General features: G+C 74.2%; 23 protein-coding genes. 6 read left to right on the top strand and 17 right to left on the bottom strand.

The genetic code is table 11. The features are described from left to right. Nucleotides 1-72 precede the first annotated feature (72 nt). The 11 genes from H297_RS0122045 to H297_RS0121995 form a co-directional block, all read right to left on the bottom strand. Entirely contained in the window at nt 73-423 is a 351-nt protein-coding gene (locus tag H297_RS0122045; RefSeq protein ID WP_027738825.1) for a histone-like nucleoid-structuring protein Lsr2, read from the bottom strand. Nucleotides 424-589: 166 nt separating this feature from the next. After that, nucleotides 590-1,114 (bottom strand): amino-acid N-acetyltransferase, encoded by a 525-nt coding sequence (locus H297_RS0122040; protein WP_078514442.1) that lies wholly within the window; start codon nt 1,112-1,114, stop codon nt 590-592. Nucleotides 1,115-1,123: 9 nt separating this feature from the next. Further along, the gene (locus tag H297_RS37790; RefSeq protein WP_078514440.1) at nt 1,124-1,534 is read right to left on the bottom strand and encodes a BlaI/MecI/CopY family transcriptional regulator; all 411 of its coding nucleotides are present in this window, start codon (nt 1,532-1,534) and stop codon (nt 1,124-1,126) included. Nucleotides 1,535-1,663: 129 nt separating this feature from the next. Continuing rightward, nucleotides 1,664-1,828, bottom strand: a complete 165-nt coding sequence (locus H297_RS43790) for a hypothetical protein (RefSeq protein ID WP_027738823.1) — start codon at nt 1,826-1,828, stop codon at nt 1,664-1,666. 80 nt (nt 1,829-1,908) lie between these two features. Next, nucleotides 1,909-2,865 carry a hypothetical protein gene (locus H297_RS37785; protein WP_486589618.1) on the bottom strand — a complete coding sequence of 319 codons (957 nt, stop codon included), beginning with the start codon at nt 2,863-2,865 and terminating at the stop codon, nt 1,909-1,911. Between the two features lie 104 nt (nt 2,866-2,969). Beyond that, the gene (locus tag H297_RS0122020; RefSeq protein WP_027738822.1) at nt 2,970-3,767 is read right to left on the bottom strand and encodes a type III pantothenate kinase; all 798 of its coding nucleotides are present in this window, start codon (nt 3,765-3,767) and stop codon (nt 2,970-2,972) included. Continuing rightward, the gene (nadC, locus tag H297_RS0122015) at nt 3,767-4,810 is read right to left on the bottom strand and encodes a carboxylating nicotinate-nucleotide diphosphorylase (protein WP_027738821.1); all 1,044 of its coding nucleotides are present in this window, start codon (nt 4,808-4,810) and stop codon (nt 3,767-3,769) included. The genes H297_RS0122020 and nadC overlap by 1 nt, the downstream gene beginning before the upstream one ends. After that, nucleotides 4,807-6,639 (bottom strand): L-aspartate oxidase, encoded by a 1,833-nt coding sequence (locus H297_RS37780; RefSeq protein WP_051352072.1) that lies wholly within the window; start codon nt 6,637-6,639, stop codon nt 4,807-4,809. The genes nadC and H297_RS37780 overlap by 4 nt, the downstream gene beginning before the upstream one ends. After that, nucleotides 6,639-7,571: a pantoate--beta-alanine ligase gene (panC, locus tag H297_RS0122005; protein WP_027738820.1), complete on the bottom strand. Its 933-nt coding sequence runs from the start codon at nt 7,569-7,571 to the stop codon at nt 6,639-6,641. The genes H297_RS37780 and panC overlap by 1 nt, the downstream gene beginning before the upstream one ends. Then, a complete protein-coding gene (locus H297_RS37775; RefSeq protein ID WP_051352071.1) occupies nt 7,568-8,650 on the bottom strand; it encodes a DUF2520 domain-containing protein in 1,083 nt (360 codons plus the stop codon). The genes panC and H297_RS37775 overlap by 4 nt, the downstream gene beginning before the upstream one ends. 65 nt (nt 8,651-8,715) lie before the next feature. Next, nucleotides 8,716-8,985 (bottom strand): hypothetical protein, encoded by a 270-nt coding sequence (locus tag H297_RS0121995; RefSeq protein WP_027738819.1) that lies wholly within the window; start codon nt 8,983-8,985, stop codon nt 8,716-8,718. 132 nt (nt 8,986-9,117) lie between these two features. Between H297_RS0121995 and H297_RS0121990 the strand changes: the two genes are divergently transcribed. Continuing rightward, nucleotides 9,118-10,239 carry a DUF5937 family protein gene (locus H297_RS0121990; RefSeq protein ID WP_037795042.1) on the top strand — a complete coding sequence of 374 codons (1,122 nt, stop codon included), beginning with the start codon at nt 9,118-9,120 and terminating at the stop codon, nt 10,237-10,239. Nucleotides 10,240-10,301: 62 nt separating this feature from the next. Here H297_RS0121990 and H297_RS0121985 read toward each other — a convergent pair whose 3' ends face one another. Together H297_RS0121985 and H297_RS0121980 are read right to left on the bottom strand one after the other, a co-directional pair. Next, entirely contained in the window at nt 10,302-10,979 is a 678-nt protein-coding gene (locus H297_RS0121985) for a response regulator transcription factor (protein ID WP_027738817.1), read from the bottom strand. Nucleotides 10,980-11,060: 81 nt separating this feature from the next. Next, nucleotides 11,061-12,293, bottom strand: a complete 1,233-nt coding sequence (locus tag H297_RS0121980; protein WP_078514452.1) for a sensor histidine kinase — start codon at nt 12,291-12,293, stop codon at nt 11,061-11,063. A gap of 114 nt (nt 12,294-12,407) precedes the next feature. Here H297_RS0121980 and H297_RS0121975 point away from each other — a divergent pair, with 114 nt between their 5' ends. Beyond that, complete coding sequence (locus H297_RS0121975; protein ID WP_027738815.1) at nt 12,408-13,451, top strand: SAM-dependent methyltransferase; 1,044 nt, start codon at nt 12,408-12,410, stop codon at nt 13,449-13,451. Between the two features lie 315 nt (nt 13,452-13,766). On the opposite strand, the gene H297_RS0121970 is transcribed toward H297_RS0121975, so the two are convergent. The 4 genes from H297_RS0121970 to H297_RS0121960 form a co-directional block, all read right to left on the bottom strand. Then, nucleotides 13,767-14,171 (bottom strand): rhodanese-like domain-containing protein, encoded by a 405-nt coding sequence (locus H297_RS0121970; RefSeq protein ID WP_027738814.1) that lies wholly within the window; start codon nt 14,169-14,171, stop codon nt 13,767-13,769. Then, nucleotides 14,168-14,824: a cysteine dioxygenase gene (locus H297_RS37770; protein WP_051352070.1), complete on the bottom strand. Its 657-nt coding sequence runs from the start codon at nt 14,822-14,824 to the stop codon at nt 14,168-14,170. Before H297_RS37770 ends, H297_RS0121970 begins: the two co-directional genes overlap by 4 nt. A gap of 78 nt (nt 14,825-14,902) precedes the next feature. Beyond that, nucleotides 14,903-14,989 carry a putative leader peptide gene (locus H297_RS44490; RefSeq protein WP_486589622.1) on the bottom strand — a complete coding sequence of 29 codons (87 nt, stop codon included), beginning with the start codon at nt 14,987-14,989 and terminating at the stop codon, nt 14,903-14,905. A 76-nt stretch (nt 14,990-15,065) separates the two neighbouring features. Next, nucleotides 15,066-16,223, bottom strand: coding sequence for a betaine/proline/choline family ABC transporter ATP-binding protein (locus H297_RS0121960; protein ID WP_027738813.1), 1,158 nt, complete (start codon nt 16,221-16,223; stop codon nt 15,066-15,068). Between the two features lie 229 nt (nt 16,224-16,452). Between H297_RS0121960 and H297_RS0121955 the strand changes: the two genes are divergently transcribed. From H297_RS0121955 to H297_RS40430, 4 genes are all read left to right on the top strand, one after another. Beyond that, nucleotides 16,453-17,250: an ABC transporter permease gene (locus tag H297_RS0121955; protein ID WP_027738812.1), complete on the top strand. Its 798-nt coding sequence runs from the start codon at nt 16,453-16,455 to the stop codon at nt 17,248-17,250. Between the two features lie 6 nt (nt 17,251-17,256). Then, nucleotides 17,257-18,030: an ABC transporter permease subunit gene (locus H297_RS37765; RefSeq protein WP_078514438.1), complete on the top strand. Its 774-nt coding sequence runs from the start codon at nt 17,257-17,259 to the stop codon at nt 18,028-18,030. A 193-nt stretch (nt 18,031-18,223) separates the two neighbouring features. Then, the gene (locus H297_RS0121945) at nt 18,224-19,165 is read left to right on the top strand and encodes an ABC transporter substrate-binding protein (RefSeq protein ID WP_027738811.1); all 942 of its coding nucleotides are present in this window, start codon (nt 18,224-18,226) and stop codon (nt 19,163-19,165) included. A gap of 225 nt (nt 19,166-19,390) precedes the next feature. Then, the gene (locus H297_RS40430; protein WP_158693717.1) at nt 19,391-20,554 is read left to right on the top strand and encodes a hypothetical protein; all 1,164 of its coding nucleotides are present in this window, start codon (nt 19,391-19,393) and stop codon (nt 20,552-20,554) included. Nucleotides 20,555-20,566 lie beyond the last annotated feature (12 nt).

Genomic DNA, 20,566 nt, shown 5'->3' with positions numbered 1-20,566 from the left:
ACGGCCTCGGGGCCGGAGCCGGCGAACGGCTGGGCCACCGGACAACGGGACAACTGATCAAGCCGTAATGGCTCAGCCGTTGGCCTTCTCGTAAGCCTCACGAATGCTGGCGGGAACACGCCCGCGGTCATTGACCTCGTAACCCTGTTCCTTGGCCCAGGCGCGGATCTTCGCGGTGTCCTGACCGGAACCGGAACCGGAACCGGAAGCCGAGCCGGAGCGGCCGCCCTTTCCACGCGAGGAACGGCCACCGGTACGGCGCCCGTTCTTCAGATAGGGCTCCAGTGCGGAACGGAGCTTGTCCGCATTAGCAGTGGTGAGATCGATCTCGTACGACTTACCGTCCAGCGCGAACGTCACCGTCTCGTCAGCCTCCCCGCCGTCGAGGTCGTCGACAAGAAGAACCTGAACCTTCTGTGCCACCTGTTGCTCCCATTCGTGCTGGATCTGGATAACGGATTACGGATACCGACGTGGAAAGCAAACCGCTTTTCCCGGAGAAACACAAACCCTGTGCTGAGTTTGCCCGGCGTCGCACAGGGATTGGCGGGACCTTTCGGACATAGTGGCGGCGGAACCGCTCCGCGGTTCACAGATGCAGCAGCATGCGGCTGTTGCCCAGAGTGTTGGGCTTCACCCGTTCGAGGCCGAGGAACTCGGCCACGCCCTCGTCATAGGAGCGCAGGAGCTCGCTGTAGACATCGCCGTCCACCGGGGTCTCGCCGATCTCCGTGAAGCCGTGCCGGGCGAAGAAGTCCACTTCGAAGGTCAGGCAGAAAATGCGCCGCACCCCCAGCCAGCGGGCCGTGCGCAGCAGCTTCTCCAGCAGCAGGTGGCCGACGCCGGTGCTGCGGGCGGAACGGTCCACGGCCAGCGTCCGGACCTCGGCGAGGTCCTCCCACATCACGTGCAGCGCGCCGCAGCCGACAACTTCGGCGTCGGCGTCCCGTTCCGCGACCCAGAACTCCTGGATGTCCTCGTAAAGGGTCACGGTTGCTTTGTCGAGCAGGATGCGATCGCGCGAGTAGGCATCGATCAGACGGCGCACCGCCGGGACGTCAGCGGTGCGAGCCCTGCGGATGGTGACCTGGGATAGCGGTGCGCGTTCTGCCATGAACGGACGCTATCGGTCCCCCCGCGGCGCCTCGCCATCGGGGGGATCGAGATGCACACCGTTCAGATGTACGACCCGCAAGGCCGCGCGCAGGACTTCGACCTGTTCCGGCGACATCATGCCGAAGAAGTCGACAAGAGCCGCAGCCGGGTTGTCACTGGTCGACCACGCCTCGTTCATGAGAGCGGCGGAGTATGCGGCCCGCGTGGAGACGGCCGCATATCGATAGGCGCGGCCGTCCTGCTCCCGCCGCAGCCACCCCTTCTGGCGCAGGTTGTCCATTACGGTCATCACCGTCGTGTAGGCGACGGTGCGTTCCTTCTGGAGATCCTCGAGGACTTCCCGCACAGTGACCGGACGGTTCCACCGCCATACCCGGGTCATGACGGCGTCTTCCAGCTCTCCCAATGGCCTCGGCACACAAGAAGAATAGTGGAAAATGTCCGAATCGAGGGAACAAGGCGGGAAGCGCACCCGACCGGACCCGTCCACGGGGGCACTGCGCGGTGCGGCCGTCCCGCGGTGCCGTCCCGGCGGGGTGCGGCGGGGTCAGCTCTCGCGCTCGAAGCGGCCCGCCTCGGCGAGGGCGGCATCCACGATGCCGTCCTCCTTCGCCTTGTTCGCTCCGCCCTGGCTCTTGATCATGGTGACGATGAGCGCGGTGAAACCCGCCGCCATCACGACCGGCGGGGTGAGCGCGGCGATGTAATCCATGAGCGAGCCTCCTCGACGAACCGGGCTCCCAGCCTAACGCCGCCCGCCACGGCCTCACGGGCACACCCGCCCCGGCGGACTCAGGCCGGGACGGCCCCCATCGAACCGCCGCCGGCCGGCGGACGGGACCGTCCCGGCCGAGGGGCCCGCGCCTCCCCCGCATCCTCCTCACCCTCCCGCTCCGGCGAGGGCGAGGGCGAGGGCGACGGGGAAGGCGACGGCGACGGTTCGCCGGGCTGGTTCCGGCGGCGCGGCGGGAAGACCTCCGCGGGCGTGGGCACGGGCCGCGACGGGGCGGTCGGCTGCGGGGACCCGGGCCGCTCGGCGGGTCCGGGCTTGGCGGGCCCGGGGTCCGGCTCCCCCTCACGCCCGTCCCGCTCCGCCGCGCGTGCGCGCTCCAGCTCTGCCGCGCGCGCCCGGGGCAGCTCTCGTGTAGGGCCGCACTCCCGCTCCCCGGCGGGCGGCCGTACCTCCGCGCTGTCGGGCGACGGACCGGCGGGAGGTCCGGGGCGGGCGGGGCGGGCCGCGGGCAGGAAGGGGGGTCGGGCAAGGCGCCCTCCCGTCCCGTGGCCGGGCTCGGTGCGGTCCGGACCTGTGCGGCGGTCCGGTTCCGCGTCGGCGGGGCGGCGGACAGGGGGGACGCGCGGCGGTGCGGCGGCCTCCGACCGGTCGAGGAGCCACCGGCGCCGGGCGGTCTCCCGCGGGCCTGCCGGTTCGGCGCACAGGGCGCGGAGAGCGGCCAGGTCCTCGGGGGTCGGCAGGTGCCCGGCGGCGAGGGCGTCCTGGAGCCGGTCGAGATAGCCCGAAGCGGCGCCGGGAAGGGCGGCGCGGTAGCGGTCGAGGTCGGCCCGCACGAAGCAGCGCAGTCTGCCGGCTTCACGGGCGGCCTCGTCCATGGCCCGGGCAAGCCGCAGATACGCGCGGGCCTGCTCGGGCGCGGGGGCGGACTTGAGGGCGGTGGCGAGGGCGCCGCCGAGCACGCGCAGCTCGTCGGCGCTGAACGCCACGCCGCCTCGGGAACCGTAGGGCGTGGGCATGAAGTGACGATAGGTGACCTATACCCTAAATGTGCTTATCGCCCGATTCCCGGGCGTGGCGCCCGCCCGCCTCTGCTGCTTCTCCACCGGGGCCCTGCGCGAGGTCAGCCGCGGTCGACGTTGCGTTCGTAGACCAGCCGGAGGCCGATCAGAGTCAGCCAGGGCTCGTGCTCGTCGATGACCGAGGACTCGCCCAGCACCATCGGGGCCAGCCCGCCGGTCGCGAGCACGGTGACGTCCTCCGGGTCGTCGGCCAGCTCGGTCGCCATCCGCTGGACGACACCGTCCACCTGGCCCGCGAAGCCGTAGACGATGCCGGACTGCATGGCCTCGACGGTGTTCTTGCCGATGATGCTGCGCGGTCGCGCGATCTCGATCTTGCGGAGCTGTGCGCCGCGCATGCCCAGCGCGTCGACGGAGATCTCGATGCCGGGCGCGATCACGCCACCCACGTACTCGCCGCGCGCCGAGACCGCGTCGAACGTCGTCGCCGTCCCGAAGTCCACCACCACGCAGGGGCCGCCGTACAGCTCGACCGCCGCCAGCGCGTTGATGATGCGGTCGGCGCCGACCTCCTTCGGGTTGTCCATGAGGATCGGCACGCCCGTCTTGACGCCCGGCTCGACCAGCACGGCAGGGATGTCGCCGTAGTAGCGCCGGGTCACCTCGCGCAGCTCGTGCAGCACCGAGGGGACGGTGGAGCAGATGGCGATGCCCTCGATGTTGTCGCCGAGGTCCTCACCGAGGAGCGGGTGCATGCCCATCAGCCCCTGGAGCAGCACCGCCAGCTCGTCGGCCGTGCGGCGGGCCTCCGTGGAGATGCGCCAGTGCTCGACGATCTCCTCGCCGTCGAAGAGGCCCAGCACCGTGTGGGTGTTGCCGACGTCGATGGTCAGGAGCATCAGGCGGGCTCCCTCTGCTCGTCGGTCCCGTCCCGCAGGTCGAGGCCGATGTCCAGGACCGGGGAGGAGTGGGTCAGCGAGCCGACGGCGAGGAAGTCGACGCCCGTGGCCGCGTACTCGGCGGCGTTCTCCAGGGTGAGGCGCCCGGAGGACTCCAGCCGGGCGCGGCCGGCGACCAGGGTGACCGCCTCGGCCGTCGTCCCCGGGGTGAAGTTGTCCAGCAGGAGCAGGTCGGCGCCCTGGTCCAGCACCGGCGGGATCTGGTCGAGGCTGTCCACCTCCACCTCGATCGGCACGTCGGGGAACTCGGCCCGCACGCGTCCGAACGCCTCCGCGACGCCGCCAGCGGCGATGACGTGGTTGTCCTTGATGAGCGCCGCGTCCGACAGGGACATGCGGTGGTTGACGCCGCCGCCGCAGCGCACCGCGTACTTCTCCAGGGCGCGCAGCCCCGGAGTGGTCTTGCGGGTGTCCCTGACCACCGTGTCGGTGCCCTCCAGGGCGTCCGCCCACGCGCGGGTCGCGGTGGCGATGCCGGAGAGCCGGCACAGCAGGTTCAGGGCGCTGCGCTCGGCCGTCAGCAGGTCCCGGGTACGGGTGCGGACGGTCAGCAGCTTCTGGCCTGCCTCCACCCGGTCACCGTCCAGCACATGACGTTCGACTTCGAACTCGGCGGTGCAGACGACCGAGAGGACGGCCTCGGCGACGCGCAGGCCCGCGACGGTGCCTGCCTGGCGGGCTGTGAAGTCGCCGGTGGCGACCGCGTCGTCGGGGATCGTCGCCACGCTGGTGACGTCGACGCCGCGGTCCAGGTCCTCCTCGACGGCCAGGTGGGCGATGTCCTCCACCTGCACCGGGTCCAGGCCCGCGTCCATGATGAGCTGCGCCAGGGCCGGGTCCAGGCCGCACTCCAGGGGGTCGAGCCCCTCGTCGTCCACCGCGCCGCCGGCGGAGCAGCCGCAGGCGTCGCCGCAGCCACCCGCGTCCTCGGGCTGCGCCGCGGGGCCCCTGCCGATCTGGAGGAGGGGGAGGTCGTCGCTCACTGTTGCTCCTTGTGGGTGCCTGCCCGGGAGCCCGTTCCGGCCGAGGGCCCGGCGGGGAAGGCTGCCGTGTCGAAAGCTGCCGTGTCGGTCGTACGGACGGTGATCGGTGCGCCGGGCGGCGTACCGATCAGAAGGTGGCGGCGCCACTGCGCGTCGTCCCGCTCCGGGTGGTCCTTGCGCCAGTGGCAGCCCCGCGTCTCCGTGCGGCGCAACGCCGCCTCCACCAGCACCTGGGCGACCAGGTACAGGTTGGCGGTCTCCCATGTGCCGACGCCCGGTTCGGCGGGCTTCCCGGCCGCTCCCGGGGCGAGCGCGGCCAGCTCCGCGGCCGCCGTGCGCAGCGACTCGCGCGAGCGCAGGACGCCGGCGCCCCTCGTCATGATGCGCTGGATCTCGGTACGGGCGGCTGCCGAAAGCAGCTCCACCCGCACACCGCCGCTGCGGTTCCCGCGCTCTCCGGCTCCCCCGCTCCCGCCGGGCTCCCCCGCGTGGGGCCGCCCGTCCCGCGGGGCCTCGGGGTCCGGCGCGGCTCGTTTTGAGCCGGGAGACAGGTGCTCCGCGATGCGTTCGGCGAAGACCAGTCCCTCCAGCAGGCTGTTGGAGGCCAGCCGGTTGGCGCCGTGCACCCCGGTGCAGGCGACCTCGCCGCAGGCGTACAGGCCGGGCACGGTGGTGCGGCCGCTCAGATCGGTACGGACGCCGCCGCTGGCGTGGTGCGCGGCGGGGGCGACGGGCACGAACGCGGTGACCGGGTCGATGCCGTGGGCGCGGCAGGCCGCGAGGATGGTGGGGAAACGCGTCTCCCACATGGCCGCGCCGAAGTGGCGGGCGTCCAGGAACATGTGGTCGGTGCCCTGCTCGGCGGCGCGGCGCATGATGCCCTTGGCGACGACGTCGCGGGGCGCCAGCTCGGCCAGCGGGTGGGCCCCCTGCATGAAACGGACCCCGTCCGCGTCGACGAGGTGGGCGCCCTCGCCCCGTACCGCCTCGGAGATGAGGGGCTGCTGGCCCTCCGCGTCGGGGCCGAGGTAGAGCACGGTCGGGTGGAACTGGACGAACTCCAGGTCGGAGACCTCCGCGCCGGCGCGGAGCGCGAGGGCGACGCCGTCCCCCGTCGAGACGGCCGGGTTCGTGGTGGCGGCGAACACCTGCCCCATGCCGCCGGTCGCCAGGACGACGGCCGGTGCGTGCACGGCCCCGACCCCGTCGTGCCGCCCCTCCCCCATCACGTGCAGGGTGACGCCCGCCGCGTGCCCGTCCGCGTCCTTGAGCAGGTCGAGGACCAGCGCGTTCTCGACCGTACGGATGCCCTGCTCGCGGACGGCCTCGACCAGGGCGCGGGAGATCTCGGCGCCGGTCGCGTCACCGCCCGCGTGGACGATGCGGTCCCGGTGGTGGCCGCCCTCCCGGGTGAGGGCGATGCCGCCGGTGGTGGGCGAGGTGTCGAAGCGGGCTCCGGCGTCGATGAGCCGCCGCACCGCACCGGGGCCCTCCGTCACCAGGGTGCGGACCGCTTCCTCGTCGCACAGCCCCGCCCCCGCCTCCAGGGTGTCGGCCAGGTGCTGCTGGGGCGTGTCGCCCTCGCCGAGCGCGGCCGCGACGCCGCCCTGCGCCCAGCGGGTGGAGCCCGCGTCCAGCCGGGCCTTGGTGACGACGACGGTACGGGCGCCCCGTACCGCGCAGCGCAGGGCGGCGGTCAGCCCGGCGACACCGGAGCCGACGACGACGACGTCCGCGTCGAGTGTCCAGCCCGGTGCGGGCGCGGGGAGCGCCGCGCCGGCTATACCGTGCGGAGTCGCCGGTGCGAGCTGCCGGCCGGTCTCGGTCATCACTCGGCTCCCAGGCGCAGGGGTACGTTGTCGATCAGCCGGGTGTCCCCCACGCGGGCCGCCACGGCGAGGACCGCCTCGCCGCGCCAGTCGTCGCCGGTGACCTCGGTGAAGCGCGCCGCGTCGACCAGGGCCACGTAGTCCACGGCCAGTTCGACCGGGGCGGCGTCCGCGTGCGCGTCCGGGTCCGGCTTTCCGCCGCCGTCCGCCGACACCCGCTCCAGCACGTCACGGGCGGCCCGCACCACGGCCGCCGGGCCCGCTGCCGCGGCGCGCTCCCCGGCGCGCAGGGCGCGGGAGAGGGCGAGGGCGCGGGTGCGCCCGGCGGCGTCCAGGTAGCGGTTGCGGCTGGAGAGGGCGAGGCCGTCGTCCTCCCGGACGGTGGGCACGGCGACGATGTCGGTGGGGAAGTTGAGATCCCGCACCATGCGCCGCACCAGCGCCAACTGCTGGGCGTCCTTCTGGCCGAAGAACGCCGCCTCGGGCGCCGTCAGGTGGAGCAGCTTGGCGACGACGGTGAGCATCCCGTCGAAGTGCCCCGGCCGGGAGGCGCCCTCCAGCACGGCGCCCATCGGCCCGGCGGACAGCCGCACCTGGGGCTCGCCACCGGGGTAGACCTCGTCGGTGGACGGCGCGAACACCACGTCCGCGCCCTCCTTGCCGGCGACCTCCAGATCGGCGTCCAGGGTGCGCGGATAGCGGTCCAGGTCCTCGCCCGCACCGAACTGCAACGGGTTGACGAAGACGGTGACGACGACCTGGCCGTCGGGCCCCACCCGCTCACGCGCGGCGCGCACCAGCGCCGCGTGGCCCCGGTGCAGGGCACCCATCGTCATGACGACGGCACGGGTGACGGGGCGCGCGGCCTCGGCCTCGGCGTCCCGCCGCAGCGCGCGCAGCTCGGCGGCGGTGGTGACGACACGCGGTGTCATGCGCCCGCCTCCCCGCCGTCGTGACCGTCACCGTCGCGGCGGCCCTCGTCGCCGTCCCTGGCCTCGTCGCCGTCCCTGCCGACCTCGCCCTCACGGCTCCCGCCGCCGCGGGGCGGGGATCCGTCGGGCGGGGCGGGGCCCGCGGCCGGCTCCGGTGGGGCACCGAGCACGTCCAGCAGGTCCTCGGCGAGCTTCGGCCCGAGCAGCCCGTGGTCGAGGGCGCGGTCGGCGGTGGCGCGGGCCATCGCGAGGTAGCTTGCGACCGCCCCGGGAGCGTGCCGGCGCAACTGGTCCACGTGGGCGGCGACGGTACCGGCGTCCCCCCGGGCGACGGGCCCGGTCAGCGCGGCGTCGCCGGAGCGCAGCGCGTTGTCCAGGGCCGCCCCCAGCAGCGGGCCGAGCATCCGGTCGGGGGCCTGCACACCGCTGGTGCGCAGCAGCTCCATGGCCTGGTTGACGAGGGTGACCAGGTGGTTGGCGCCGATGGCGAGAGCCGCGTGGTAGAGGGGGCGGGCCTCCTCGGCGATCCACTCGGGCTCCCCGCCCATCTCGATGACCAGCGCCTGGGCCGCCAGCCGCAGCTCCTCGGGGGCCGTCACCCCGAACGAGCAGCCCGCCAGGCGCTGCACGTCGACCGGCGTACCGGTGAAGGTCATCACCGGGTGCAGCGCCAGCGGCAGGGCGCCGGCGCGCAGTGCGGGTTCCAGTACGGAGGTGCCGAACCGTCCGGAGGTGTGCACCACGAGCTGCCCGGGGCGTACCGCACCGGTACGCGCCAGCCCGGACACCAGGCCGGGCAGCGCGTCGTCGGGGACGGTCAGCAGGACGAGCTCGGAGCGGGCCAGCACCTCGTCGGGGTCGACCAGCGGCACGTCGGGCAGGAGTGCGGCCGCGCGGCGCCGGGAGGCGTCCGAGACGCCGGAGACGGCGACCGGGCGGTGCCCGGCCAGCCGCAGGGCCGCCGCCAGCGCGGGGCCGACCCGGCCGGCGCCGACGACACCGACGGACAGCCGCGCGGGGCGGTCCTCGGCCCGTGCGCCCTGCGGCCCCTCGGCAGGATGGGAGTGCTGTGGGTTCACGAAAGAGGCCTTCCGTATGCGTTCCGGTCCGCTCGCTGGGCGGTACCGGACGAGACCTCGCCATGCTAAGCCCTCCGCGTCCGCCGGCGGACGGGCCCGGGGGCGGCTCCGGCCGCACCCGGGCGCTCCGTGCGGACCCGCTCGTCGGACTCCCGCTCCCGCTGCGCACCCCGCTCGGCGGCGCGGGCCCGGGCCCACTCCTTTCTCGCCTCCCTGCGGGCCACCCACCACGCCCGCAGGAGCTTCGCCTCGTGCGTGCCCGGGGCCGGAGGCGGTGCCTGGCCCTGGGAACCGAGCCGCCAGACGTCCATCGCGTACTGCTCGTTCACTGTCATGCCGCCGACCGTGAACGACGGCCCGGCCGCCCGGCACGCGCATTGACGCGGCTCGTCAATCCACCGCCCGCCGATTGACGGGGCTCGTCAATCGACGGAGAAGCCGGTGGTCACGGACCGCAGAATGGGGGCATGAGCATCACCATCCACATCGCGGGGATGCCGTTGGAGCGGGCGGTCTTCACCCCCTCGCCGCTGGCCGAACTGGGGACCGCGCTGCACACCCTGGCCGAGCCCGGCCACCACCCCGGCGTGCACGGCTGGGCGACCGCCGTCAACGCCTCCCTCAAGCAGGATCTGGCCGACCGGCTGTGCGAGGCGGACTTCCTGTGGCGCGTCACGTTCTCCGACATCCTGCTGGGCTTCGCGGGGCTGCGGGACGCCTCCGCGCAGCCCGGGGCGACGCTCGCCGAGGACCTGGACCTCCTCGACAGGCTGGAGGACGAGGAGTTCGTCCTGGCCGCCCTGGAGTTCACCTGCGGCTCGTTCCACGGCACCGACACGATGCCCTCACCGTCGGCGGACAGCGCGCTGCGGGAGCGGGCCCTCGACCTGGCGGCGGCGCGCGGGCCGCAGCAGCAGCGGATCACCCAGCGGCTGCTGGACGACCCGCCCGCCGTCCGGTCGTGGATCCGCCGCCTGTTCGAGGACTGCGACCAGGCCTTCTTCGCCGACACCTGGCGCCGGGTGCGGGTGCAGCTTGCCGCCGACGCACGGGAGAAGACCGAACTGCTGCGCCGCCGCGGCCTGGCTGCCGCGCTGGCGGCGGTCTCGCCCGCGCTGTCCACCGACGAGGCCGGCACGGTCATCACCGCGGACAAGCTCGCCAGCGCCCGCACCACCGCCGTGGACCCGGCGGTCGGCCCGGGGGTGACGTTCGTCCCCTCCATCCACCAGTGGCCGCACCTGCTCGTGCTGCACCGGCCCGGGTGGCGGCCCGTCGTGCACTACCCGATCGCGGCGCCCGAGATACCGGGCCCGCTGTCGGTGGACCAGTTCAAGCTGCGCATGGAGGCCCTGGCCCACCCGATGCGAATGCGGCTGTGCCGGAACCTGGCCCGCGCCCCGTACTCCACCAGCGAGCTCGCCGACCAGTACGAGCTCAGCGCCCCGGAGGTCTCCCGGCACCTGGCCGTGCTGAAGAAGGCGGGGCTGATCACCTCCCGGCGGCGGGGGCGGTACGTGCAGTACCAGCTCGACCTGAAGGTGGTCGGCCGGCTGGGCAGCGACTTCCTGGAGACCGTGCTGAGGTGAGCCGGCCCGGGGGAGGGTGAGGCGGCAGCGGGGTGGGCCGAGGCGGGGTGGTGGCCCGGCCGTCAGCCCCCGGCCCGCACCAGTCCCGTCTCGTACGCCAGGACGACCGCCTGCACCCGGTCGCGCAGGCCCAGCTTGGCCAGGATGCGGCCGACATGGGTCTTGACCGTCGCCTCGGAGAGCACCAGCCGGGCGGCGATCTCCCCGTTCGAGAGGCCCTGCGCGATGAGGACGAGGACCTCGCGCTCGCGGTCGGTCAGGCTCTCCAGCTCCTTGGCGACCGGCTCGGTGGTCGTCGCGGGCAGCACCGAGGAGAACCGGTCGATCAGCCGCCGCGTGGTGCTGGGCGCCACCACGGCGTCGCCGCTGTGCACGGCGCGGATGGCGTCCAGCAGGTCGGCGGGCGGCACGTCCTTGAGCATGAAACCGCCCGCCCCGGCCTTCAGCGCGGAGAAGGCGTACTCGTCCAGGTCGAAGGTGGTCAGGATCAGCACCTTGGGGGCGCCCGGCCCGCCCTCGCCGCCCTCACAGATGCGGCGGGTGGCCTCCACCCCGTCGACGTTCGGCATCCGCACGTCCATCAGCACCACGTCCACGGGTGTCTCGCGCAGGATCGCCAGCGCCTCGGCGCCGTCACTCGCCTCCGCCGTGACCTCCATGTCCTGCTGGGCCGTGAGCACCATGCGGAAGCCGGTGCGCAGCAGCGCCTGGTCGTCGACGAGCATCACGCGGATCGTCATGTGGGGTCCTTCTCGGTCGTACGGGGACGGGGGGAGCCGGGGCCCGGAGCGGGGGCCGGGACGGTGGACTGCGCCAGGGGCTCAGTCTGCGCGTTTGAGGGGGAGCGCCGCACTGACGCGGAAGCCGCCGCCGGCGCGGGGCCCGGCCTCCAGCGCGCCGCCGACCATGCCGACCCGCTCGCGCATGCCGATCAGCCCGTGTCCGAGGCCGTCGGCGCCGCCCTCCTCGTACAGCTCGCGCTGGGCACCGCGCCCGTCGTCCTCCGCGAGGACGGACAGCTCGTCGTCGCCGTAGCGCAGCCGCACGGTGGCGCCCACGTCGGGGCCGCCGTGCTTGCGGGTGTTGGTCAGCGCCTCCTGGACGATGCGGTACGCGGTCAGCTCGACGCTGCTGGGCAGCGGATGCGGGACGCCCTCCACCCGGAAGTCGACGGCGACCCCGGCGCCGCGCACCTGCTCGACCAGATCCGCGATCTCCTCCACACCGGGCTGCGGCACGTACTCGCCGCCCTCCCGGCCGGCGCTGTCCTCGCTGCGCAGGACGCCCAGCAGCCGGCGCATCTCGGCGAGCGCCTGCCGCCCGGTGCCCGAGATGGTCTCCAGCGCCATCCGTGTCTGGTCCGGCGCGTTGTCCAGCACGTAGGCGCCGCCGTCGGCCTGCACGACCATCACGGACACGTTGTGCGCCACCACGTCGTGCAGCTCGCGCGCTATCCGGGCCCGCTCGGCGGCGACGGCCATCTTGGCCTGTGCCTCCCGCTCCTTCTCCAGCCGCCGGGCACGCTCCTCCAGCTGCAGGTAGTAGGCGCGGCGGGTGCGCAGCGAGTCGCCGAGCACCCAGGCCAGCACGAACATCAGCGTCAGGAAGAGGGTGCTGAAGATGTCGGCCGTCAGGTCGTCGCGCTCGTTGGGCCAGCGCAGGGTGCTGATGGTGGGCGTCAGCAGCGCCCCGGCCAGCGCGAACCGGGAGGCCCAGCGGGTGTGCCGGGAGGCGACGGTGAACAGGATGACCAGGAAGGCGAAGTTGCCGGGGAACGGGCCGACGTCCACCACCACCTGGGCCACACCCGCGCCCGTCGCCAGCAGCAGCATCTTCTCCGGGGCACGCCGCCGCAGCGCCACCACCAGGCTCAGCACGAGCGAGAGGGGGACCAGCGCGATCTGCTCCCGCGGGCCCTCCGCGAGGCCCTCCGCCTCGGGCGGCGCGGTCACGCCGGCGACGATCCACAGCGACGACAGCATCAGCAGGAACACAGCCCAGAGGCTGTCCACCCAGGTGGGGTGCCTGCGGATGAAATCGTAGAGCCGATGCACGTAACCCAGCGTATGCAGTGTCAGCACGTGCAGGGGTCAGCCGGACGGCCGATCCGTTCCTCCGCGCCTACTCCCCAAGGTGGAGGGTTCCCGTCCGCACATACGGTGAGGCCCATGCTCCCCCAGTCGCCGGGCTGGCGCACCGCCACCGAAGCCGCCCTCTACGGCCCGCATGGCTTCTACACACGTCACGCGCCGGCCGCCCACTTCCGCACGTCCGTGCACGCCTCCCCGCTGTTCGCCCGCGCCGTGGCCCGTCTCCTGCTGCGGGTGGACGAGGCTCTGGGCCGGCCCGGCCGGCTCGACCTCGTCGATGTGGGCGCCGGCGGCGGCGAACTGCTGAGCGGGGTGCTGGCCGCCCTGCGGAACGGCGAAGAGGGCGGGGCGGACGGAGCACAGGAGGGCCGGACGCCCGGACGCGACGTCCTCGACCGGCTGCGGCCGCTCGCCGTCGAGCACCGCCCGCGGCCCGAACAGCTCGACGCGGCCGTCGAGTGGCGTACGCGGCTGCCCGCGCCGGAGACGGTCACCGGGCTGCTGTTCGCCAACGAGTGGCTGGACAACGTGCCCCTCGACGTCGCCGAGACCGACGCGCGGGGCACCCCCAGGCTGGTCCTCGTCGAGCCCGACGGCACCGAACGGCTCGGCCCGCCCGTGACCGGCGCCGACGCGGACTGGCTGACCCGCTGGTGGCCGCCTGCCGGGGAGGGCGAGGGCATCCGCGCCGAGATCGGGCACCCGCGGGACACGGCCTGGGCGCGGGCCGCCGGGAGTCTGCGCCGCGGGGTGGCCGTCGCCGTCGACTACGCCCACACCCGCGAGAGCCGGCCGCCCTTCGGCACCCTGACCGGATTCCGCGCGGGCCGCGCCTGCCCACCCGTGCCCGACGGCACCTGCGACGTGACCGCGCACGTCGCCCTGGACGCCGTCGCCGCCGCCGCTCCGGGCACCCCGCGGCTGCTGTCCCAGCGGGCCGCGCTGAGCGCCCTGGGCGTGACCGGCCGCCGCCCCGCTTCGACTTCGGCCCGCACCGATCCCGCCGCCTACGTCCGCGAGCTGAGCGCCGCGGGGCAGGCCGCCGAGCTGCTGGACGCGGGCGGCCTGGGCGGCTTCACCTGGCTGATCTGCGAGCTCGCCTGCGAGACCGGCCTGGCCTGACCGCCCGACCGGCCCGACCGGCCCGCGGTCCCGGGCGGTACGCGCGGGCAGGGCCGATCGTGGACGGGCCGAGGCACAGGCGGGACCCGGACACGGGTGGAAGCGGGATCACAGGCGTGACCCGGCCACAAGCGGGAGCGGAATCACAGACATGGCCCAGTCACAGGCGCGACCCGGACACAGGCGGGGCGGGGTCACAGGCGTGGCCCGTCCACAGGCGGGAGCGGGATCACAGGCGTGACCCGGCCACAAGCGGGAGCGGAATCACAGACATGGCCCAGTCACAGGCGCGACCCGGACACAGGCGGGGCGGGGTCACGGGTGGGGCGGGGGTTCCACCGGGAGGCCGGCGGACCGCCAGGCCTGGTAGCCGCCTGCCAGGTCCGTCACCTGCCGCAGGCCGAGCTCGCGCAGGGAGCGGGCAGCCAGGCTGGAGGCGTAGCCCTCGTTGCAGAAGACCACCACCGGCAGGGAGAACCCGGTGGCTTCCGGAGCCCGGTGCGGGCAACTGGGATCCAGCCGCCACTCCAATTCGTTCCGCTCGACCACGAGCGCGCCGGGCACCGTCCCGTCGCGCTCCCGCAGCGCCGCGTACCGGATGTCGACCAGCAGCGCCCCCTGCTGCTGGGCGGCGGCGGCCTGCTGGGGCGTCAGCCGGACGAGCCCGCTGCGGGCGGCGGCCAGCAGCGCGTCGACGCGGCTGTCGGCGGCGGCGCTCACACCCGCCCCGCGGACCGCTCCGGGAGGGCCCCGTCCGCACCGGCCCCGTCGGCGTCCCACTCGCCGGGCTGCTCGACCTCTTCGAGCCGCAACACGCTGCCGGTACGGCTGTAGCGGCGCATCAGCGGCAGGGGCGGGTAGTAGGCGTGCACGGAGACGGCGTGCTCGGCGGGCTCCTCGTTGAGCACCTCGTGCACGTGGTGCGGCCCGAAGGCCCTGCCGCGGCCGGCCGTCAGGCTCCTGACGCGGTCCACGCCGTCGGCGAGCTCCAGCGTCTTCCAGCCCTCGGTGGGGATGCGGGCGGCCAGCGCGTTCTCGGTCAGGGCGCCGCGGGCGGTGGTGAAGGCGCCGCGTGAGCCGCCGTGGTCGTGCCAGCCGGTGCCGGTGCCGGGCGGCCAGCCGATGAGCCACGCCTCGCTGCCGTCGGGCCCGGCCAGCCGCAGCCAGGTGCGGCCCTCGGGGTCGAGCGGGAGGGAGGCGACGAGCGCGTCGTCGGCGGCGACGCGGTGTACGAAGGCGAGGAGTTCGGCCTCGGAGGGGCCGGAACGGCGGTCAGCGGTGGCCGCCGGGGGTGTCGAAGAGGTCGTCGCCGGTGACGTGGAAGTCGAAGAGGTCGCCGGCGGGGTCGCTGCGGCAGGTGCGGAAGAAGACACGGGAACCGTCCTGAGAGTGGTCGTGACCGCGTGCGGCCACGGCTCGGCGGCCCGCACGGGATACGGAAGGGGAAGCGCTCAACAGGACGGCGAACACACGCAGCCCGCGTAGCGGAGCAGGTCCAGGTGGACCCTCCGCCACAGGTGGCCGTGTGCGCCGATCATGCGGGTGAGTGCAGCACAGGTGCGGGAACGGTGTCAACGGCCCCGCAGACTCCCGAGCGGCTCACGGCAAGGCCCCTCAAGAGCTCTCGATGGACTCCAGTTCCACCTCGCCCCGGCCCACCTCGCGCGCGTCGGCGTCGATGGAGCGCCGCAGCGCCGCGTGCAGCCGCGCGGGGGTGAGCACGCCGACGAATCTGTCGCCGTCCAGCACGGCGATCCAGCCCGCGTCGTGCTGGAGCATCGTGCTGAACGCCTGCTTGAGGGAGGAGCCCAGCGGCAGCCAGGCCTCCATGCGGCGGGCGTGATCGGCCACCGTGCCCTTCTGGGCGGAGACGGTCCCCTCGGAGACCCAGCCGTGCAGTTCGTCGGCGTCGTCCAGTACGACGGCCCAGCGGGCCTCGCTGAGGGCCATCCGTTCGGCCGCCTTGTCCAGCCGGTCGCTCAGGTGGACGGTGGGCGGCTCCTCCAGGTCACCGAGTTCGATGGGCGTGACGGACAGCCGTTTGAGACCGCGGTCCGCGCCGACGAAATCGGCCACGTACGGGGAGGCGGGCGCGCCCAGCACCGTCGCCGGGCGGTCGAACTGTTCGATGCGCCCCTCGCCGTAGACGGCGATGCGGTCACCGAGGCGGACGGCCTCCTCGATGTCGTGCGTGACGAACAGCACCGTCTTGTGCAGCCGCGACTGCAGCCGCAGGAACTCGCTCTGCAGGTGCTCGCGGACCACGGGGTCCACGGCGCCGAACGGCTCGTCCATCAGCAGCACCGGCGGGTCGGCCGCCAGCGCCCGTGCGACGCCCACCCGCTGCCGCTGCCCACCGCTGAGCTGGTCGGGGTAGCGGTCGCCGTAGACGGAGGGATCCAGCCCCACCAGGTCCAGCAGCTCGCGGGCCCGCTCGCGCCGCCGCGCCCTGGACCAGCCCAGCAGGTGCGGAACGGTGGCCGTGTTGTCCAGCACCGTGCGGTGCGGGAACAGGCCCGTCTGCTGGATGACGTAACCCATCCGGCGCCGTAGGTCGACCGGTTCGACGCGGGAGATGTCCTCGCCGTCGACCAGGATGCGGCCCTCGGTGGGCTCGATCAGCCGGTTGACCATCTTCATGGTGGTGGTCTTGCCGCAGCCCGAGGGGCCGACGAGCGTGACCAGCTCCCCCTCCGCCACCTCGAAGGACAGCCCCTCGACCGCGACGGTGCCGTCGGGGTAGCGCTTGGTCACGTTCTCGAACCGAATCATGTCCCCATCCTCACCTGCCGGCCGTCCCCTCACCTGTCCGGCCCCGCGGCCGCCGGTCCTCGTCCCTTGGCCGTACCGAACACCGAAACACACCCCACCGACAATCCCCAGCCCCGTGGGATGAACACCGTGTTGCGCGGGTACCGCACTGCGGGCCGATTGTCAGTCTGTCGGGATAGGGTCGGCCGACACCGACTCGAAGGACCGCACGGCACGGGAGGTGACCGGCGTGAGCAGCACGGCGACGGGCAGCCCGAAGGGCTGTCTCGCGCAGAACGACTGGCTGTGCGGGGAGTACCTGCGCACCCGTCAGAGCGAACTGCTCGACGCGACGGTCGAGCACATCTGGATCACCGCTGCCGCCGTCGGCATCGCACTGGTGCTGGCGCTGCCGCTGGCCGTCGCCGCCCGCCGCTGGCAGGCCGCGCGCGCCCCGGCCCTCGGCGTCACGACGGTGCTGTACACCATCCCGTCGCTCGCGATGTTCGCGCTGCTGCTGCCCGTCTTCGGACTGTCGGCGGCCGTGGTGGTCACCGGCCTGGTGCTGTACTCGCTCACCGTCCTGGTGCGCAACACCCTCGCGGGCCTCGACGCGGTGCCGGAGGAGGCCCGGGAGGCGGCCCGCGGGATGGGCTACGGGCCGGGCAAGCTGCTGCTGGAGGTGGAGCTGCCGCTGGCCCTGCCCGCGCTGCTGGCAGGGGTGCGGATCGCGACGGTCACGGCCGTGTCGCTGACCACGATCGGCGCCGTCGTCGGCTACGGCGGCCTGGGCAACCTCATCTACGACGGCATGGAGACCTCCTTCAACGCGGAGGTCCTGACCGCCTCCGCGATCTGCGTCGTCCTCGCCGTCGTCGCGGACGTCCTGCTGCTGTGGCTCCAGCGCACGCTGACGCCCTGGACGCGCGCCCGCTCGCGCCGCCGCGGCGGCGACCGCGCGGACGGGGCACCACCGGCCGGGACCGCGCCCGGCCCCTCGGCGACGCCCGACGCGCCGGGGACGGACCTCGTCGGGAAGGCGGGCTGAGCTGCCATGGGGATCTTCACCGACGTCTGGTCCTGGTTCGCCGACGGCTCCCACTGGACCGAGAACGGCGGCGTGCTGCAACGCCTCACCGAGCACGCCTACCTCACCGGGGTCTGCCTGCTGCTGTCCTGCGCCCTCGCCCTGCCCGCGGCCCTGTGGCTCGGCCACGTGGGGCGCGGCGGCGCGCTGGCGGTGAACCTGTCCAACGCGGGGCGCGCCGTGCCCACCTTCGCCGTGCTGGTGCTGCTGTCGATGGGGCCGCTGGGCAAGTACGGGGACTGGGCGACGATCGTGGCGCTGGTGCTCTTCGCCCTGCCGCCGCTGCTGACGAACGCCTACACCGGCGTACGGGAGGCCGACCGGGAGGTCGTCGAGGCCGCCCGCGGCATGGGGATGACGGGCTGGCAGTTGCTGCGCCAGGTGGAGTTGCCGCTCGCCCTCCCCCTGATCATGACGGGGATCCAGACCGCCGCCGTGCAACTGGTCGCCACCGCGACCCTCGCCGCGCTCCCCGGCGGCGGCGGCCTCGGCCGGCTGATCACCGCGGGGTTCGGCAACTACGACACCGCCCAGGTCGTCGCGGGCGCCGTGCTGGTGGCCCTGCTGGCGCTGCTGGTCGAGCGGGCGCTGACGCTGGCCGAGCGGCTGCTGGATCCGATGCGCCGCCGGTCCCGCCCCGACTCCGCGTCCGCGGACCAGGGCGGCGACGGCACCGGGGGCCACGACGACGGCACCGGAAAGGTCTCCGGACCACCGGCCCCGGCGCACTCCGCGGCCTGATCCGGACCGGCCGGCCGCCGCGCCGCCCCGGGCCGCTCCCTGGCCGACCGCGGGGAGACAGGGCCCGCCCCGCCGGTCACGCAGAAACGACTCGCCCGCACCCACCACAGACCTCTCGACGAACGGACACACCATGGCTGCCACCACGACCACACCCGGCGCGCGCCGCTCGCCCACCACCCGGCGCGCCACCATGCGCCGGCACGCCCTCGCCGCGGGCGGTGCCGTCGCCGCGCTGACGCTCGCGCTCACCGCCTGCGGCGGCGACGACCTGGAGACGAAGGGCGGCAGCGGCGGGGGCGGCAAGGGCAGCCTCGTCATCGGGTCAGCCGGATTCACCGAGTCGGAGATCCTCGCCGAGCTGTACTCCGGCGTGCTGTCGAAGGCCGGCTACAAGACGACCGTCAAGAAGGTCAAGAACCGCGAGCTGTACGAGCCCGAGCTGGAGAAGGGCCGCATCGACGTCGTCCCCGAGTACGCGGCGACGATGGCCGAGTTCCTCAACGCCAAGAAGAACGGCCCCAAGGCGAAGCCGGTCGCCTCGCCCTCCTCGGCCAAGACCGTCGCGGCCCTGCGCAAGCTGGCCGGGCCGCGCGGGCTGAAGGTGCTCGACCCGGGCAAGGCGGTGGACCAGAACGCGTACGCCGTCTCCGCGGACTACGCGAAGAAGCACAAGCTCAAGACCCTCAGCGACCTGGGCGCATCCAAGCAGAGCGTCACCATCGCGGCGGGCGACGAGTGCGAGACCCGCCCGTTCTGCCGGCCCGGCCTGGAGAAGACGTACGGCATCGACGTCAAGGGCCTCGACCCCAAGGGCGTCGGCACCAGCCAGTCCAAGCAGGCCGTCAAGGACGGCAAGGACCAGCTCGTGCTGACGACCACCACCGACGCCACCCTCGACCAGTTCGGCCTCGTCCTGCTCAAGGACGACAAGAAGCTGCAGAACGCCGACAACGTGCTGCCCGTCGTCAACGCGAAGGAGGCCGGGGGCAAGAAGGCCGCCGGTGCCCTGGACAAGCTGACCCGCACCCTCACCACCAAGGACCTGACCGACCTCAACGGCAAGGTCGACCAGGAGCGGCAGAAGGCCGAGGACGTCGCCCAGGACTACCTCAAGGAGAAGGGCCTGGTCTGAGCCGGGCGCGAGGGAAAGGCCGGGCGCGCACGCCGGGCGTGCACGCCCGGCGCGGGGTCCCGACGCCGCCGTCCGGCCGGGGCCGTCCTGACGGGCCGCTCGGCGTGAGCACGCCCTGCGGCGACCTCGGCCGGTGTCGTGCTCCGGCGGACACGCGGTAAATTCCCCACCATGCCACGTGGACGTCATCGCCATTCCCCGCCGCTGCACCGTCTGCTCCCTCCGGTGACCGTGGCGGTGGCCGCGTCGGCCTGCGCCGGTGGCGCCTGGCTGGTGGGCGAGCCGGGCGTCGGCGACCTGGAGACCGTCGTGCTGCGCGCCCTGACGGCCGCAGCGGCTGCCGCCGCCGTCACCGGAGGGGTGCTGCTGCGCCGCTGGGACCGCGCCGCGGGCAGACAGGTCGGCGACCTCAAGGCCCGCATGGCCAGCACGGCCTGGCGCGCGGAGGAGAAGCAGGCCGAGCTGGAAGGCGAGGTGGAGGCGCTGCGCGAGACGCGGGCCGCGCTCGGCGGCCGGCTCCGGGAACGGCGCGCCGAGCTGGCCCGGCTCCGCTCCGAACACGCCGACCTGCTGCGCCGCTATGCCCACGCCGAGACCCAGCGGGCCAGCGCCCTGGAGGGCCGCAGGCTGCTGGAGTTGGAGGCCGGCACCCCGGCTGCCGAGGCCAAGGCGCTCACCGCCGACGCCACCGACCACCGCCGCCGCTCCGGTGCCCCCACGCCGCTCACCTACCTGCGGGCCGACGAGGCACTGACCGCCCTCGCCCGCAACGCGGTGCGCCAGCGCGCGAGGGAGCGGGCTGATGCGGAGGGCGACACGGAGCGCGACACCGGACGCGACACCGCTGAGGCGGCCCCCGTGGAGCCCGGTGCCACGGAGCCCGGCCCCTCCCTCGGCCCCGCCGCTGCGGAGAGCGCCGCCCCCGGGCGTGACGACGAGGGGGACGCCGCCGGATCGAGGGCCGAGGGGGCCGACGGGACCGAGACCGGGGCCGAGGGTGCCCGGGAGCGCGCGGCGGGGCCCCGTACGGCGGGGAGCCGTCAGCCGCAGGCCGCCGGGCCCGCGAGCGGCTCCACGGCAGCCGAAGCCGCGCCCGCACGGAGCGCCGCGTCCGGCGAGGGGTCGGAGGCCGCCACGTCCTCCCCCGGCGAGGGCGACGGGGGCGGCTCCGTCGGTGCAGGCGCCGCGGGGCACGGAGGTCCGTCCCGGGGGCCGGGACGGGACGGGCGCCCGGTCGCACCGGCCTCCCCCGTACCGCCGCAGCCGACGGCGCCCGAGGACGGCGGCGGCCCGCAGGAGGGCGCCGCCGAGCCGGACGGCCGCGCACGCGACACGAGCGGCTTCGACTTCTTCGGCCGCGACAAGCGCACCGCACCCACCCGCCACTGACCCGGCCCGGCC

The sequence above is a fragment of the Streptomyces sp. CNT360 genome (assembly GCF_000424785.1).
The sequence above is the reverse complement of the archived record's forward strand: the minus strand, read 5'-3'. Positions and strand labels throughout refer to the sequence as shown.